The 17374-nt window shown below is 35.8% G+C and carries 18 protein-coding genes; 2 read left to right on the forward strand and 16 right to left on the reverse strand.

Annotated elements, in window-relative coordinates:
- Window positions 1-7: 7 nt before the first annotated feature.
- Entirely contained in the window at window positions 8-1015 is a 1008-nt protein-coding gene (locus tag ACTIEI_RS04440) for a fumarylacetoacetate hydrolase family protein (RefSeq protein ID WP_439505077.1), read from the reverse strand.
- Window positions 1016-1090: 75 nt separating this feature from the next.
- On the opposite strand from ACTIEI_RS04440, the gene ACTIEI_RS04445 reads away from it, so the two are divergent.
- On the forward strand, window positions 1091-3601 hold the full coding sequence (locus ACTIEI_RS04445; RefSeq protein ID WP_439505078.1) for a glycoside hydrolase family 9 protein: 2511 nt from the start codon (window positions 1091-1093) through the stop codon (window positions 3599-3601).
- A 2-nt stretch (window positions 3602-3603) separates the two neighbouring features.
- Here ACTIEI_RS04445 and ACTIEI_RS04450 read toward each other — a convergent pair whose 3' ends face one another.
- The 13 genes from ACTIEI_RS04450 to ACTIEI_RS04510 all read right to left on the reverse strand — a co-directional run bounded on the left by ACTIEI_RS04450 (window position 3604) and on the right by ACTIEI_RS04510 (window position 14165).
- Complete coding sequence (locus ACTIEI_RS04450; RefSeq protein WP_439505079.1) at window positions 3604-3888, reverse strand: hypothetical protein; 285 nt, start codon at window positions 3886-3888, stop codon at window positions 3604-3606.
- Window positions 3889-3896: 8 nt separating this feature from the next.
- Window positions 3897-4670, reverse strand: coding sequence for a TIGR02757 family protein (locus tag ACTIEI_RS04455; protein WP_439505080.1), 774 nt, complete (start codon window positions 4668-4670; stop codon window positions 3897-3899).
- Window positions 4671-5732, reverse strand: a complete 1062-nt coding sequence (locus tag ACTIEI_RS04460; protein ID WP_439505081.1) for a serine hydrolase domain-containing protein — start codon at window positions 5730-5732, stop codon at window positions 4671-4673.
- A complete protein-coding gene (locus tag ACTIEI_RS04465; RefSeq protein ID WP_439505082.1) occupies window positions 5732-6871 on the reverse strand; it encodes a cystathionine gamma-synthase in 1140 nt (379 codons plus the stop codon). Before ACTIEI_RS04465 ends, ACTIEI_RS04460 begins: the two co-directional genes overlap by 1 nt.
- 7 nt (window positions 6872-6878) lie before the next feature.
- Window positions 6879-7454: a DUF2911 domain-containing protein gene (locus tag ACTIEI_RS04470; protein WP_439505083.1), complete on the reverse strand. Its 576-nt coding sequence runs from the start codon at window positions 7452-7454 to the stop codon at window positions 6879-6881.
- Window positions 7455-7482: 28 nt separating this feature from the next.
- Window positions 7483-8076 carry an ACP phosphodiesterase gene (locus tag ACTIEI_RS04475; protein WP_439505084.1) on the reverse strand — a complete coding sequence of 198 codons (594 nt, stop codon included), beginning with the start codon at window positions 8074-8076 and terminating at the stop codon, window positions 7483-7485.
- 2 nt (window positions 8077-8078) lie between these two features.
- Window positions 8079-9515 (reverse strand): alpha/beta hydrolase family protein, encoded by a 1437-nt coding sequence (locus ACTIEI_RS04480; RefSeq protein WP_439505085.1) that lies wholly within the window; start codon window positions 9513-9515, stop codon window positions 8079-8081.
- Window positions 9512-10174: an SdpI family protein gene (locus tag ACTIEI_RS04485; protein WP_439505086.1), complete on the reverse strand. Its 663-nt coding sequence runs from the start codon at window positions 10172-10174 to the stop codon at window positions 9512-9514. The genes ACTIEI_RS04480 and ACTIEI_RS04485 overlap by 4 nt, the downstream gene beginning before the upstream one ends.
- Window positions 10175-10178: 4 nt before the next feature.
- Window positions 10179-10439: an autorepressor SdpR family transcription factor gene (locus ACTIEI_RS04490; RefSeq protein ID WP_439505087.1), complete on the reverse strand. Its 261-nt coding sequence runs from the start codon at window positions 10437-10439 to the stop codon at window positions 10179-10181.
- A gap of 66 nt (window positions 10440-10505) precedes the next feature.
- A complete protein-coding gene (locus tag ACTIEI_RS04495) occupies window positions 10506-11276 on the reverse strand; it encodes a hypothetical protein (RefSeq protein ID WP_439505088.1) in 771 nt (256 codons plus the stop codon).
- Window positions 11273-12202: a glycosyltransferase family 2 protein gene (locus ACTIEI_RS04500; protein WP_439505089.1), complete on the reverse strand. Its 930-nt coding sequence runs from the start codon at window positions 12200-12202 to the stop codon at window positions 11273-11275. Before ACTIEI_RS04500 ends, ACTIEI_RS04495 begins: the two co-directional genes overlap by 4 nt.
- Window positions 12199-13404, reverse strand: a complete 1206-nt coding sequence (locus ACTIEI_RS04505) for a glycosyltransferase family 87 protein (protein WP_439505090.1) — start codon at window positions 13402-13404, stop codon at window positions 12199-12201. Before ACTIEI_RS04505 ends, ACTIEI_RS04500 begins: the two co-directional genes overlap by 4 nt.
- On the reverse strand, window positions 13401-14165 hold the full coding sequence (locus tag ACTIEI_RS04510; protein WP_439505091.1) for a class I SAM-dependent methyltransferase: 765 nt from the start codon (window positions 14163-14165) through the stop codon (window positions 13401-13403). The genes ACTIEI_RS04505 and ACTIEI_RS04510 overlap by 4 nt, the downstream gene beginning before the upstream one ends.
- Before the next feature lie 100 nt (window positions 14166-14265).
- Between ACTIEI_RS04510 and ACTIEI_RS04515 the strand changes: the two genes are divergently transcribed.
- Window positions 14266-15240, forward strand: a complete 975-nt coding sequence (locus ACTIEI_RS04515) for a deoxyhypusine synthase family protein (protein ID WP_439505092.1) — start codon at window positions 14266-14268, stop codon at window positions 15238-15240.
- Window positions 15241-15344: 104 nt separating this feature from the next.
- Here the strand turns inward: ACTIEI_RS04515 and ACTIEI_RS04520 are convergent, their stop codons facing one another.
- Both ACTIEI_RS04520 and rpiB read right to left on the reverse strand, forming a co-directional pair.
- Window positions 15345-16892, reverse strand: coding sequence for a M28 family peptidase (locus ACTIEI_RS04520; RefSeq protein WP_439505093.1), 1548 nt, complete (start codon window positions 16890-16892; stop codon window positions 15345-15347).
- Between the two features lie 11 nt (window positions 16893-16903).
- Complete coding sequence (gene rpiB / locus ACTIEI_RS04525) at window positions 16904-17359, reverse strand: ribose 5-phosphate isomerase B (protein ID WP_439505094.1); 456 nt, start codon at window positions 17357-17359, stop codon at window positions 16904-16906.
- Between the last annotated feature and the right edge of the window lie 15 nt (window positions 17360-17374).

A 17374-nucleotide genomic window follows, 5' to 3' on the forward strand; every position in this document is an offset into this window, starting at 1 on the left:
AATAGGATTAAATTTTCTTTTTAGCCAAAATAGAAAAATCATCTTCGTCTTTCACAATGGTATTGCTCAATTTGCCTAAGCCAGTAATTTCCATTTCAACTACATCACCAGCTTGTAACCACTGCTCTTGGTAATTAGGGTCATTCAACTTGCCCGTACCATTTAATTCTAAAAAGCAACCTGTTCCAACAGTTCCACTTCCTATTACATCTCCCGCTTGAATGTTTACGCCATAAGAACAACGTTCAATAATTTCTGCAAAAGTCCAATCCATATCTCCTACGTTGCCATCGCTTACTTGAACCCCATTCACCCAACATTTCATATTTAGGTTCCAACTTTTACCTATATGTCCCTCTTTTGCAGGAATTTCGAATTGCTCTAATTCGTCTAGTGTTACCAAACAAGGTCCAATCACGGTAGAAAAATCTTTTCCTTTGGCTGGTCCTAAGTTTAATAACATTTCTTCCATTTGTAATCTTCTAGCACTCATATCGTTCATGATCATTAAACCTCCAATATATTGGTCTGCATGTTCTGCTCTAATATTTCGACCATTCTTACAAATCACAATCGCAGCTTCTAATTCAAAGTCTAATTTTTCAAAATGATCGGGCATACAAACAATATCACCAGGCCCTTGTACACTATGATGATTGGTAAAATAAAAAATAGGGTATTGATCAAACTCTGGAATCATGTCTACTTTTCTATTTCTTCTTGCAGCAGCCACATGTTGTCTAAAAGCATATCCATCTCTACAAGAAGTAGGAAATGGTACTGGTGCTAAAAGCAGGGCTTCTTCTATTGGTAGCCCCCTGTCTTTACTCAAACGTCCAGATTTAATGGCAGCTTCTGTTTGTTGCGCAATGGGAAACATATCGTCCCAATAGTGCAAAAACATATTCATGCTATTAGGTAATTCAGGATGCATTGCATCGCAGTCGAATAACAATCCATCAACTAAAAATGCCAATTGATCATGACCGTTGGATAAGTAAGAAACAAGCTTCATTATGGAATATTTTGGTTGCAAAAATAGGTTAAAAAACCCTGTAGGAGGCTGTATCTTTAAAGCATAATTACCCATATGAAAAGATTGTTATTGGTTGCTTCTATGCTTGTTTTTCTTTCCTTTAATTTAATCGGATCCGATAGTAGTTGGATTAGAATCAACCAATTAGGCTACTTACCTAAAGGCAGCAAAGTAGCCGTGTTTGGCAGTAAATCTTTTAATACAATTGTTAGCTTTCAATTAGTAAATGCATCAACTAATAAAGTGGTATTACAAGCACCTGCAGGAAAAAATTTTGGTAGTTATGGTCCATTTAAATTAACCTATCGTTTAAATTTTAGTTCAGTTACCCAATCGGGTCGATATTATTTAAAAGCAGGTTCTGTTGTTTCACCTGTTTTTAGGATTGATCCATCTGTCTACGATGGTACAGCAGACTTTTGCCTTCAATATATGCGCCAACAAAGAAGTGGCTTTAATCCATTCCTAAATGATAGTTGCCATACGCATGATGGGTATACCCTATACGGAGCCAATGCGGGTATTAAAGACAGTACTATTATTGATGCAAGCGGGGGTTGGCATGATGCCAGTGATTATTTACAATACAGCAGCACTACTGCGAATGCAACGTATCATTTGCTTGCTGCGTATAAACAATTTCCCAATGTTTTTGCAGACCAATATGAATCGAATGGATTAAAAGGAAAGAATAATCGTTCGGATATTTTAGATGAAGCCAAATGGGGATTGGACTGGTTGGTTAAAATGCATCCCAGAAAAGATTGGATGTTTAATCAATTGGCAGATGACCGAGATCATATGAGTATGCGGATACCCAAAGAGGATAATTATTATGGTAGAGGATTTGAGCGACCTATCTATTTCATCAATGGACTTCCACAGCAAAGAGGAAAATTTTTAAACAATACCACTGGTACTAGTTCAACTGCAGCAAAATTTAGTGCTGCATTTACATTAGCTGCCGATATCTTTAAATCAACTCCATTTGCAAAGTTGTATAATGAAAAAGCTTTTTCAGCTTATCAGTTCTCTTTAATTAAACCAGGAGTAACACAAACCGCCTCGGTTAGATCCCCCTATATTTATGCGGAAGAAAATTGGGTAGATGATATGGAATTATCTACTGCAATGTTGTCTAAAGCCAATAAGCTACCAGTCAATATTGCTTATGAATACGCTAAGCAAGAGCCCCTCACACCTTGGCTCGGAAAAGATACGGCCAGTCATTACCAATGGTATCCTTTTATTAATTTAGGACATTATGAATTGGCTAAGCAACTCAAAGGAGCGCAACGCGATACCATAATCGGATTTTATAAAAATGGTATTGAAGCAGTTTGGCAGAAAGCGAAACAAAATGCTTTCTATAGAGGAGTGCCTTTTATTTGGTGTAGTAATAATTTAACCACTTCTTTTGCTATTCAATGTAAATGGTATAAGGAGTTATCAGGTGATAATACATACGATCAATTAGAGCAAGCTAATTTAGATTGGCTTTTTGGTTGCAATCCTTGGGGAACAAGTATGGTATATGGCTTGCCTACTTTGGGGGATACGCCTGTAGATCCTCATTCAGGATTTACCCATTTAAAAAATTATCCCATTAATGGTGGCTTAGTAGATGGACCTGTATACACAAGTATCTATAAAAACTTAATTGGAATTCAATTGAATGAGCCAGATGAATATGCGGCATTCCAAAGTGATCTGGCCGTGTACCATGACGACTATGGTGATTATAGTACCAATGAACCGACTATGGATGGAACAGCAAGCTTAATTTATTTGCTGGCAGCACAAGAAAATAGCGCAAACAATAGTGCGAAGCCCAAGGTCAATAAAAATGCCTCAAGCTCTATTCCAATAAAGCAAATGGGGGCTATTATTAAATCTATAAACCCTTCACAACCTTCGGTATCATTGGTATTTACAGGAGATGAGTATGGAGAGGGATTAGAAACAATTCAACAAATATTGGTTAAAGAACAGGTAAAAGCAGGGTTCTTTTTTACTGGTAAGTTTTATGCAAATAAAGCTTTTTCAAAAAGTATTAAGGCTTTAGCAAAAGACCAACATTATTTAGGGGCACATAGCAATGACCACTTATTGTATAACGATTGGACCAACAGAAATAAATTATTAGTAAGCTATGATTCTTTTAGTACCGATTTAGATAAGAATTATTTGGCAATGGAAAATCTAGGAATCCATTCGCAGCAACGAAAGTTGTTTATACCACCATTTGAATGGTGGAACGATAGTGTGGCAAGTTGGAGCAACTGGAAAGGATTAGAATTATTCAGCTTTACTCCTGGTACTTATACCAATGCTGATTATACTTGGCCAGAAATGGGTAGCAGTTATAAAAGCAATGCGGTATTAATGAATCAATTGAACACCTTGGCCAATACTCCTGATAAGTTAAACGGTAATATCTTATTGATACATGTTGGAACCGACCCCAGAAGAAAAGAAAAATTATACAATGAGTTGCCTGCTATTATTCGATTGTTACGGAGTAAGGGATATGCTATTAAGCGAATTGATGAACTTATAAATTAAGATTACCATTTTTCTTCATCAGATGCCGAGGGATCTTGCCTGTACTTTTTTCTAGAAGCTTTCTTCTCTTCTAATCTTTCTAGAATAGCATCTGCAATAACTGTTGCAGCAAAATTGGTATTGTTTTTATTGAGTAGTATTTTAATTTTTGCCTCACTTACATCAATTCGATAGAGTATGAATACCAGTTTTTCAAAATCATTGATGATTAACCAATTGATTGCATCCACTAATTCTGATTTATTTAGCTGCTCAATTTGTGCAATATCTAAAATAGGTAAGGCCATAATTAAAATTAGTATTTCTCTATCACACCCAAACCAAAGAGGGCAAAATCATATTTGGCGGGATCTTTTGGGTCAAGCTTTTTTAAATAATTCGTAAGCTCTTCTGCTGCTAACCAGTCTGTTTGTTTTCGATCCAATAAATTGAATCTTTTTGCTACTCTAGCAACGTGTAGATCTATCGGACAGATTAATTCATTCGGTTTAATGTTTTTCCAAATCCCAAAATCTACACCTGCTTTATCTTTTCTAACCATCCAACGTAAAAACATATTTAGTCTCTTACAACTCGATCCTTTCTCCGGAGTAGAAATATGTTTCTTGGTTCTTAATGGAGCATCTTCTAGTGAAAAGAAGTAATGGTGAAAATAACTAAGTGCTTCTTTTATGCTTTCAGGACTTTTGTTGTCAGGCATAAAAGCATTTTCTAATGAATCATATTGCTGATAATGTTGTTTAAAAAATTCAATGCAATACAAAAGATCGGTTGTGTTAAAAGTTCTATGCTTAAAGCCTTCTAGTTTTTTTAATTTAGCTGCACTAGCATTTAAACAAAATAAATGCGGTTGCATTTGCATTAATTGCATTAACTCTTTCGACTTATTAATAATGGTTGTTCTATTTCCCCAAGCAAAAATGGCTGCAAAAAAACCGGCAATTTCAATGTCTTGTTTTTTTGTAAATAAGTGTGGAATACAAATTGGATCCGACACAATAAAAGAAGGCTGGTTATATTCTTCTACCTTCTTATTAAAAAAATCTTGCAGTTTTTCCTTGGCTTTCATTTATTCATTTAAGAGATTGGTCATGATTTCAATGCCTAATCTATCTGCCATATCATTTTTGTTGAAAGCATTGATCACTACAATAATGCTATTTTGAGTGGTCGGATTAAAAGCCGCAAAAGTAGAGAAGCCATATGTGCCACCGTTATGCCAATAAAGTAAAGTTGTTCCATTTTTTTCAATGGTATGCCAGGCTTTTGCAATTGCTACTTGTTTGTTTACTTCGGTGGTTTTTTGTAACACAGATTTGACAATTGGTAGAGACTGATTGAATGCCATAAAATCTAAGTATGTTAAAAGGTCTGTTGCGTCCGATTTAATACCACCCGCACCCACTAACACATTCATGTTCCAATAGCTTGCAACTTCATTGCCAAAATAGCCAGTGGCTTTGGGCATTTTCTTAGCAGACTGAATACCTGTATGCTTTAATTGAAAAGGTTTATTAATGTATTTGGATAATAACTGTTCATAGCTTTTACTACTTATATTTTCAGCTACGACGCCTGCAAGTCCTGCGCCCAAATTAGAGTATGTTACCCTGCCAAAAGTTTTAGGCTCTACTTTACTTAAATAATAATACAATTGTTCTTTATCATAATTGGCGTATGGCTGCAAACGATCTTGGGGTATGCCAATATTTTCAGGAAGCCTTGGTAATCCAGAAGTATGGTTTAGTAAGTGCAATAATTGAATAGAAGCAATTTCTTTATTTTTTGCAAGGCTATCTGGTAAATATTTGGTAATTAAACTGGTATCGGCAATGCCATTTTCTTGCATTACCGACTCTAATAAGAATGCAGTAAACGTTTTACTAATACTACCAATTTCAAATTGGGTTTCAGGAGTAAAAACAAGATTTAATTTTTTATCGGCCAACCCAACTGTATAAAATTGATGCTTGCCTTTTACTGAGCTACCAACTAAAATACCTGGTACTGTATTTTGTTTAAATAAACTATCCAGTTTTGCTTGAATTGAATGGGCAATATTTACCTGTGCCATACTGATTGTATAAACAAATAATATCGCACAAGTAAGTATCCAGGATTTTTTATTCATTAAGCCAATGCATTTTCTAAATCAGCAATTAAATCATCTACGTCTTCAACACCAATACTTAATCTAATTAGCGTATCACTTAAACCGTTGGCTAATCGTTTCTCTCTTGGGATTGAAGCGTGCGTCATCGAAGCTGGATGATTAATCAAACTTTCTACGCCACCTAAACTTTCAGCTAAAGAGAATAATTTGGTAGAAGACAAAACCTTTTTAGCAGCATCCATGCTATCGTCTTTTAACTCAAAAGAAAGCATGCCACCAAAATCGCGCATTTGTTTTCTAGCGATAGCATAGTTAGGATGATCTTCAAATCCACACCAGTACACTTTACCTACTTTAGGATGTTTTCTTAACCAATGGGCTATCGCTCTTCCGTTTTCACAATGTCTTTGCATTCGTAAGTGTAAAGTTTTAATACCTCTTAATACTAAGAAGCAATCCATTGGACCTGGAACAGCACCACAACTTTTTTGAATAAAGTAAAGCTGCTCTCTCAGCTCGGCATTATTCATCATCAATGCTCCTTGAATAACGTCACTATGCCCACCTAAATATTTAGTAGCGGAATGCATAACAATATCTGCACCCAGGTCTAGCGGATTTTGCAAATAAGGAGACGCAAAAGTGTTGTCTACACAAAGCAATACGTTATTTGCTTTAGCTATAGCTGCCACTGATTCAATATCTGTGATATTCATCAATGGGTTGGTGGGGGTTTCTATCCAAATCAATTTTGTTTTAGCAGAAACAGCAGCTTTTATATTAGCTACATTGGTGGTATCTACATAGGTAAATATGATTCCAAATTTTTCAAACACTTTGGAAAAAAGACGGTAAGTGCCTCCATACATATCATTGGCTGCAATTACTTCGTCTCCGGGACTTAGTAACTTGATAACCGCATCAGTTGCAGCAACACCACTACCAAAAGCCAGACCGAATTGTCCATTTTCAATTTGTGCATATGCTTCTTCTAAGGCTTTTCTAGTTGGATTTTGGCTTCTAGCATATTCAAACCCCTTGTTTACACCAGGTGCTTCCTGAACATAAGTAGATGTTTGATAAATTGGCGTCATGATTGCTCCAGTGGATGGATCTGGTTCTGCTCCAGCATGAATGTATTTGGTTGCGGTCTTCATAGTATTTTTATTTTTTAGTTGTTACAAGTGTAATGGGTAATTCGGCGCGTTGGTTATCCCAAAGCATTACCAAATTTGCTTTTCCAGCGTTTTCATTAAAGTAGATCGTAAAGGTTTCAACAATTTCATCTGTTGTTTCTGGTTTAATATCTGCCCTTACAACGTCTTTTTTAGTATCATAAGTAAAACTTCCCCAACAAAAATTTTCCTTGCTTACAATAATGGTCCATCTATTTTCAGATGGTACACAAAATAAGGTATAACGACCTTTAGGAATTATTTTATTTGAGATCTTTACTGGACTAAATATTTCTAATTCGGTAGCTTCATTAGCTCCCAAACGCCATAGTTCATTGTACTTTATAATCCCACCAAAAATAGTTCTACCATTTTTAACAGGCCTTCCATAAATTACTCTCGCTATAGGTTGATCCTTGGCTTTTCCACTCATTTTTAATAAGGGGTAGTTATCAGGCCAATAACTCATGTCCATGGGAGATTTATCTAATTCGGTTGGCTTTTGTTGACCAAGTGCAACCAAACTGATGCAAGCAAATGCTAAAAAAAATGCTATTTTTTTCATTTGAATGATTTTTTACAAATATACCTAGCTATTGTTCTAACAATTGTTGAAATTGACCAATGGCAAATTTTTTAACATCCGGTATGAAATCGGCTGATAATTGACTGATCTCTGAATAATTAGCTAGGAATAGCTCAAAAGCTTGATCTGCATTGGTTAAATATGCTGCCCTTCTTTGTAAGCCCTTAAAACTATTTTCCATTCCCCATTCAAATCGATAATTGTATAACCAGTTTTGCTCTTGCATATAGGGAAACATCTTTGCAAAATATGGGGGAAACCATTCTTGATGTACACTCAGTTGTGTATATGTTGTTTCTGTAAAATCCATCCATTCTCTGGCAGTTTTCTCGTTAGGGTCTAATGCCAAAAAATGATCATATACAATATCAGCAAAAGCCCCAGCATAAAGCCTAACCAAAGGAGAGAAAATCTGTTTTATTGATTTTGTAGCAGGATGATCATCGGTGAACTGATCAATAGCCCTGTGTAGTTTTATTCCTTTTTGGATGGTTATTGGATAGTCAAATTGTTTTTTACCTTTTACGTAATCACTAATCATATTTCCAGTTAGCATTGCAGGATCTCCAAATGAAAAATACGCATGGGCTAAATAATTCATGATTACTGATTTATCTTATTAATCCAGTTGCTGATTGCTTGAAGTGCTAATGGAGAAAAACTTTCCTCAATTGTTTCATAAGGCTGTTCCGGACTGGTACAAGTTTGAAATAAATGATTCAATGAAGGAAATATTTTTACTTCAAACTTTTTATTCTTTGCTTTCTTAAGTGCTTGTTCAATCCCGTTGATATTTTCTGTTGCTGTTACTTGAATATCTGATGCGCCATTTAATGCGAGTACTGGTATTTTTAATTTTGATAAATTTTCAGCAGGATCATGATTCATAAAAAATTGTAACCAAGCTAAAGCAGGTTTAAATTGATTTACCAATCCAATGTATGGTTCAATCCCTCTTACTTTCAATAGAGTAGATTCGTCTTTATTCGGGTTAGCTTGCTTCCAATTAGTGTATGTTTTTTTCATATTAGCTTTAATAGTATCCCCTTGTGTGCTGTATCTAAAGTGATTGTTCATTTCATTAACCAAAGACGCTGCAATTGCGTAATCATTGGCTGATAATTTTTCTTGTATAAAATTCCTTCGCATTTGATAGTTCCATATTTCATAACCTGGAATGCCTGGTCCTGCTAATAAGCAAATGAATGCAATCTGTTTATTTTGCACAGCTACCATTGGGGCAATGGCACCTCCTTCACTATGACCTATTAAACCAATTTGTTTGGGATTAATTTCTTTTCTTGTTAAAAGAAAATTCACAGCAGCTTCTACATCTTTTGCAAAATCTTTACTAGTGAGTAATTGCGGATTAGGCCCTAAACTTGTTTTGCCAACCCCTCTATCGTCCACTCTTAAAACCCCAATACCTGCTTTTGTTAAATGATCTGCTAATACCCAGTAGGTTTTGTGATCAAACATTGATCCATCTCTGTCCTGAGAACCACTTCCAGAGATTAACACAACCGTTGGGTAATTCTTTTTGTTTTTAGGGAGCGTTAATGTTGCACCAAATTGAACAGATTGATCTGCATTGGTATAACTTAATTCTTCAGTAGTATAATCAAATGGGGGCTTAGGGGTTTGTGGTCTGATGATTGATTTTGGCGTAATGGCTTTAACTGTTTCGGTTGTTCTACTTAACACTAATTGAGCATTAAAATTCCCTTGCTCAAAAACACCATCAATCTGGTCTTTAGCATTCCATTTTCCTTTATATCCTCCACCGATGGCAGGTATAGTTATATAGATACTATCATTGATCACTCGTGTAGAGCCAGTTGGAATACCTAATGCATTTTGTGCAGGGCTATCAAATTTTGTAATCCATTGCTGATTGGTTTGTGTTATATGAAATACCAGTGGCAATAGATTCCCACCCGCATTAATATTCCCTTTCCAAGATCCAATAATTGATTGTGAACTACCTATCAAAGTAGAGAATACCAGTATTAATAATGCTAAGAAATGTTTATGTTTCATGACCGTATGGTTGATTTTTTAAATAATTGATAAGAAAAAAAGATTGGATAAACCACCATTACCGATAATACAATCATTGAAAAAATGAACCCTTTTGTACTAGTCATTAAGGGTGAACAGACTGCTATTAGAATTCCCCCAATCATCCATAGTTTACTACCTACTTGATGGGTTTTTCTCCAATTTTCAGGGTCTTCAAGGGTCCAAGGCAAACGCATGCCAATAAAATAATTGGGTTTAATGCTATGCATGAAATTACCTAGTCCTGCAAATAGAAACCCAATTAGTGGCATTAAAAGTTCATTGGGTTTGATAGAACCTGTTTTTGCAGATTGTATTATTACTATCAATACCGCACTTATAAAAATAACAATCATGTACGCAATCTTTTGAAGTAATTCAGGAGATTGAATGTTTTTTTTAGGGTCTATTTTGTTCGCGTTTTTAACTACTAAATAAGTAAATACTGAAACGCATGACATAAAAATCGACACTACCCATAGTGTAGCTTTTTCACCCGTACCATCAACCTCACCCTTATAATTAAAATGGGTAGGGATTACGGCTGGTAAGGAATTATATATACTACTTAAATAAATAATGGGGAGTCCAATTAAGAAGACTACCACAAAAATTTCTCTTATTGAAGTTGATTTCATAGCCTTATTTTTTCGATTTAAACTGCATAATCCATTTGAGCATTTCATCCATTACTGTAGTGTTGATAGAATAATGAATAAATTGACCTTCTTTATTTGCTATCACTAAATCAGCTTGTTTTAACAAGTCTAAGTGATGCGAAATACTGGGTTTAGTCATATTGAACTGATCGGCTATTTCCCCTGCCGTCATATCTCTATCCCTTAATAGTTCAAGGATTTCTCTTCTGGTAGCGTCGTTCAGTGCTTTAAAAACAATATTCACCTTAATTCAATATTTAGACAAATATCTAAATACTTGTTTAATAGAGCAAGTTTTTCTCTTAAGACTTTAAACTAGGGTATCGGGATTGGCCAATTGATTCATTGTGCTAAAATCGGCATCGGTAGATAGGTCTTTGATTAATTTAGTTAATCGTTCCACCAATACAGGTCCACACCATCTTCTAGTATACCCCGGTAAACCATATTGTTCAATCGAAGTGAATTCCCAGGGATGAAAATAGAGGCAGAGATAACCGTCTTTTGCCAATGTTTGTTTACACAGTTGTAAATACAAAGCATATGGCATATTCTTAAAGCTTAACCAAAAAAGTGGGACCCTAATACCAGGGCTTACCGATGCTGGAATTCTTTTAACTCCGCCCTCCACATAAGATGTTCTTGGCAAATGAAAATTATTATATCTACCAGGCAACCAAGTTGGGTTAATAGAAGAATCATATTGGTATCCTGCAGCTAACACGTCTTTCATTAATACAGGACGCATTCTCGGCATTCTTAAACCTATTACTTTTTGTTGAGTAATTTCTTCTAATCGCAACCTAGATTTTAATAAATCTTCGGTTTCGTAGGCAGTATGATAAAAGGTATGAGAAGCAATTTCATGCGATATAGCAAGTTGGAAAATCCTCTCAGGAAAATGATTGGCAAAATTAGCTGTGGTAAATAAGGTACAAGGCACCGCTTCTAATATAGGTGTTATTGCGTTAAGCCCCTCTATCCCTACTCTCATTTGATCTTCTACCGAAATTAAATGCTGATATTCTAAAGGCATATCAAATTCTTCTACGTCAAAACTCAACAGCACTTTCCTTCTCATTCTCCCAAATTTGTTTCTTTAATAAGGTAATGTGGTCTACTCTTACTTTGCATAAATAGTTTGCCTAAATAGAGTCCAATGATTCCAAGAATCATCAACTGTAATCCCCCAAAAAATGCAATTGCTGCAATAATTGAAGCCCATCCAGAAACAGTATGGCCCTGATAAAAACTATAAATAATATATGGAATATATAAAACGGAAAGTAATGCAAAACTAAATCCGAGGTAAGCCGCCATGTACAAGGGTTTGGTGCTAAAAGAAGTAATACCTTGTAAGGCAAACCGCACCATTTTTTTTAATGTATATTTCGTCTCACCTGATAATCGTGGTGCTGGATAATACGCTACTCCTGCTTGGCTAAAGCCCATCCATTTAACCAACCCTCTGATAAATAAATCATGTTCTCTGATTTGTTTGAATGCCTCTACTACTTTGCGATCCATTAGTCTAAAATCAGCAGTTCCTTGCTCTAATTCTATATCAGACATATTGTTGATTATGTCATAAAACATAGCTGATGTTTTTCTTTTCAGTAGCGATAAATCTGTTTGTTCTTTTCGGATTGTATAAACGATATCCGTACCTTCTTCCCATTTTTGTAATAATAAAGGAATTAAGTCGGGTGGATGTTGTAAGTCTGCATCCATCATGATTACACAGTCTCCATCTGCAAAATCCAATCCTGCTTTTAAAGCATTCTGGTGTCCAAAATTTCTAGATAGACTGATGAATTGAATATGATTATTTTTTTCGGCCTCTGCTTTTAATACGGAAAGTGTTTGATCTGTACTACCATCATCAACAAATAGAATACGATAATTATATAACAATGGAGCCATTGTATTTTTAATAGCTGCTGCTATAACAGGCACATTGGCTTGTTCATTACAAGCAGGAATTACAAATGTGACTAACTTACTCATTGTATGGACTGTTTAGGCCAATTAATTTTCCAGCAACTGACAATTAACCAACACCAGATGATAAAACAAGGTAAGGCTTTCAAAGAATAGGCAAGTATAAAATTGATTCTAATATAGGGGGGTATTAAATCGGTTGGAGATAAAATAGTAAATAAAAATAAAAACCATAACAAGCGTTTTGCATTTGTTGATATGGGTTTTTTTTGGGTGATGAACCATAGCGCTGCTCCAGTTACGGCTATAACAAATGTTGGGCTCTCTGCAGCAGAACTAAAAATCACCACCGATATTAATACTAATGCCAAGTAGTACAATTTAAAGTTTGGATGTTCCTGATTTTTATTTTTTAATAAGGGAATGCCAAATAAAATTCCAGCTCCTGCAATAATGGGGAAATCAATCGGACCATAAAATTTAAATATTCTACGAATCATTCCTGGTACTGAAATATCTTGCATACCTGCAGTTCTTGAATTGTCAATATTTTGCTGGTTTCTTCTAATGATTTGATAATACCAATCTTCATAGCTCTGAACAATGTAATCATAACTTGAATAAAGAATTGGGGCTGCAACAATCACTGTTAACCAAACCAATAAGGAGATAATAAATTGAAATTTATTTTTTGAGAAGAAGAAAAAAGCCAATCCTGCGATTCCATATAATTTCGTCAATATGCCTAAGGCAATAAACAATGTAGCAATCCAATCTTTTCCTCTTAAAGTGAATACAAAAGTGAAAATGAAAAATGCGGTAAACATTGGATTAAACTGCACGCTGTGAATGGATGTCATCATTTCAATCACAACAATCCAGTACGCCATAATTTTTTGTTTTTCTTCTAAAGGGAGCATTCTTAGCGCAACAAATAATGCAATTGCATTGGCCATAGCCCACAAAAAACATCCTAAATAGGTTGGGAGTAATGCAAAAGGTGCAATAATCAAGGAGAATGCAGGCCCATAATTATTAAATGAAACATATTCATCGGGGTAGTAGCTGAACAAATATTTTTCTTGAACTACATGTTTGAAAACACCTTCAAAAATCAAATAATTATCTATACCCGTAAGGCCTCTACTCATTTCAGAAATAACCGCAATGGCTGCAAGTAAAAACCAAATACAATAGATGAGATATACTGATCCAAATTGGGAGGTTTCCCATTTTTTAAAAATTATATTTTCCAATTTTGCGCTCATTCCCTTTCTTTTTTAAAGAATACCATTATTGAAACGCCAGCAGGAAAATGAGCCCCCCATTTCAATAAATAGTAGTCTATGGAGAATATTCCTGCTAACAAGTTATTAAAAAATCCCTCAGTGCCAAATATGGCATGGTCCGATTCAACAGTTTTCTTTTTTGCCCCCCTTAACTTATTCAATCCAGTTGCCAATAATCTAAATGCAGCAATCGGTATAAAAAGGATGGAGTTGAAATAGGTTTGATAAACAATTTTACCCGAATGATTTTTTAGTAATTTCAGTAGTTCGGTTTTGGTATACCTTCTAAAATGCTGATTAATTACATCGTGTTCGCCCCATAAAAATTGATAAGCTGGAACCGTTATGGCTATATAGCCCCCTGGTTTACAAACGCGCATCATTTCTTCCACTGCTTTTGCATCATCTGAAACATGTTCAATTACATCAAAAGCGCAAACTAGGTCATAACTATTATTCGCAAATGGTAGTTCGGTAATCGATCCCTGAATGAGAGGCGTGCTTAAAAAAGTTTTGGTAAAATCACAGCATTCTTGGTCATACTCTACAGACATTACATCTCCAAATTCAGTAAGCATATCAGAAGTGGTTCCTGTTGCTGCTCCAATATTTAAAGACTGTATTCCCTTTGGGGATTGTAGTAGGCGGTGGATTCGATCCCTCAAAATCCTTCTTCTGACAGTAAACCACCAGTTTACCCTCTCCAAATGATAATATTCTTTAAAGTATTGTTGGTCCATGAGTTTCTAGGTGCATTGCAAGTAACGAAAAATCTACTACAATTTAAGAGAGGCATACCAGCTAAAAAATTTACTTTTGCTCCTCTTAAATTTTATTAATATGAGTAAAGGACCGGTTTCTCAGTTTGTTGAGCATCATTATAGACATTTTAATGCGGCTGCCTTGGTAGATGCAGCTAAGGGGTATGAGACCCATTTATTAGAAGGAGGAAAAATGTTAGTGAGTTTGGCTGGTGCTATGAGTACTGCTGAACTTGGGATTAGTTTAGCTGAAATGATTCGTCAAGATAAAGTGGCCATCATCAGTTGTACTGGTGCCAATTTGGAAGAAGATATCATGAATTTAGTGGCGCATAGTCATTATAAGCGTGTTCCTAATTATCGCGATTTAAGTCCTCAAGAAGAATGGGACTTATTAGAAAATCATTACAATCGTGTAACGGATACCTGTATTCCAGAAGAGGAAGCCTTTCGTCGTTTACAAAAGCATATTTATAAAGTTTGGAAAGATGCCGACAATGCGGGAGAGCGTTATTTTCCACATGAGTTCATGTACAAAATGTTATTAAGCGGTGATTTGGAACAGTACTATGAAATTGATCCAAAAAATAGCTGGATGTTAGCCGCTGCTGAAAAGAATTTGCCAATTGTAGTACCAGGATGGGAAGACAGCACCATGGGAAATATTTTCGCTTCTTATGTGATTAAACAAGAGTTGAAAGCATCTACCATGAAGAGTGGTATTGAGTATATGGTATGGTTAACTGAGTGGTATCGTGCCAATAGCGCTGGAAAAGGCGTAGGGTTCTTCCAAATTGGAGGAGGTATTGCTGGAGATTTCCCTATTTGTGTAGTGCCTATGATGTACCAAGATTTAGAATGGCATGATGTGCCTTTCTGGAGTTATTTCTGCCAAATTAGTGACTCAACTACTTCATACGGATCATATTCTGGAGCAGTTCCTAATGAAAAAATTACCTGGGGTAAATTAGATATTCATACCCCTAAATACATTGTAGAGAGTGATGCAACAATTGTAGTGCCTCTGATTTTTGCGTATTTGTTGGGATGGTAATTAAATCTATTCAATCAATTTAAAAGCCCCGGCACTATTACAAGTCCGGGGCTTTTATTTGCTTCACTTTCCATATATCGGAAAGTTGTATTGTTATTCTATTATTATCTAGCAGGCATTGTCAAAGGAATATCTCTCTTTAACATCTCATCTCTATTTGCCATTTCCCATGCTGTATGAAAAACAAGCTTTGCTCTTTTCTCCATTAGTTCAAAGTTGATTTTGTCAACTGTGTCACCAGGTTGGTGGTATTCAGCTTTTAGCATTCCATCATAGAAAAACAAGATTGGAACTCCTTTACGAGCAAAATTGTAGTGGTCACTTCTATAGTAAATTCTGTTCAAGTCTTTAGGATCGTCGTATTTGTAATCCAAAGTCATGTTCAAGTACTTGGTATTTACTCCTTCATTAATTTTTACTAAATCAGAGCTTAATTTGTCGTGGCCAATTACATAAATGTAGTTCAATGTATCAGCAGATTTTCTTTCTGTATCCACACGACCAATCATATCGGTATTTAAATTAACTGTTGTTTTTTCTAGTGGGAAGATTGGATTTTCAGAATAGTATTGAGAACCCCAAAGCCCTTTTTCTTCACCAGTTACCGTCATGAATGCCAAGGTTCTGCGAGGCTTATTTCCTTTTTTAGCTGCAGCTGCAAAAGCTTCTGCCATCTGCATTACCCCAACAGTTCCAGAACCATCATCGTCTGCTCCGTAATAAATTACATCGCCTCTTTTACCAAGGTGATCATGGTGACCTGTCATGAAAACGTACTCGTCTTTCTTGTCGGTTCCTTCAATGATTCCAATAACGTTACTGGTTTCTAGTGTGGTAGATTTCTTATCTGCATTGATGCTTAGTTCTGCCACATATTTTCCTTTTGATAAAGCCGCTAAACCATCACTTGATAATTTAGTAGTTCTACCTGCTAAAGCAGAAGCAATTTCTTCTGAAACAGTTAGCATCATAAATGGAGCACCAGTAGGCTTATTCATATAAATATTTCCCTTTGTAGGTGTAGCTGTTTTACGCGGAAAATCTTTTGAAACCAATACTACCCCAGTTGCCCCAGCAGCTCTTGCAGCTCCTGCTTTTGCAGCGCCTGAAACAGGGCTTGGAGTTCTTGTTCCTGGAGCTGGAGTAGGTGCTTTATAACCTGCAGGAGCGCCATCCAACATCATTACAATTTTGCCTTTTACATCCAATCCTGCATAGTCGTCTATAGAAGCAGCTTTGTCAACAATGCCATATCCTACAAAAACCAATTCCTTAGAAGTGTTTTTACCATTTACAATTGATTGCAAAGAAGTCATATAGTCTTTATCCCAATTGTACAATTTACCATTCACTCTTAATTCAAAACTTGTTAACTCGTCTTGATATACATTAAAGAATTGATGGTAGCTATTGCCATTACCAGGTTTAAGCCCCATTCTTTTAAATTCAGATTCAATATAAGCGGCAGCTTTTCTTTCACCGGGCATTCCGGTTTCTCTACCTTCCATTTCTGGTCCTGCCAAAATGGTCAATTTTTCTTTCATTGAAGCGGGGGTAATTAATGCAGCAAACTTGGCTGATGCATCTGCTTTTTGTCCGTATGCAATTCCTGTAGAAAGGAACATTGCACCAAACAGGATTTTTTTCATCATGGCTTTTTGTTTTAGTTACAGCTAATTTTATTCACTCTATGGGCGTGTCTACCGCCTTCGAATGAAGTATTCATAAAAAGATCAATCATTTGTTCAGCAAGGGGTAATGCAACAAATCTTGCAGGTATGCAGATCATATTGGCATTATTATGCAACCTAGATAATTCGGCTACATCGTTTTGCCAACATATTGCGGCTCTAATTCCTTGGTGCTTATTTGCAGTAATAGCAACACCATTGGCACTTCCACAAATCAAAATACCAAATCCAGCTTCCCCTTTTTCTACAGCATTCGCTGTAGGGTGTGCAAAGTCGGGATAATCTACAGAATCTAAGGAAAAAGTTCCATGGTCGGTAACTTGGTAGCCTTTTTCGGTTAACCAAGTAATTAAAGCAGATTTATAAGTAAAACCTGCATGGTCACTTCCAATGGCAATAGGTTTAGTAGCATCAAAAATATAAGGCATAAAATAAACTTTATT

The sequence above is a fragment of the Sediminibacterium sp. genome (assembly GCF_051860225.1).
Lineage (GTDB): Bacteria > Bacteroidota > Bacteroidia > Chitinophagales > Chitinophagaceae > Sediminibacterium.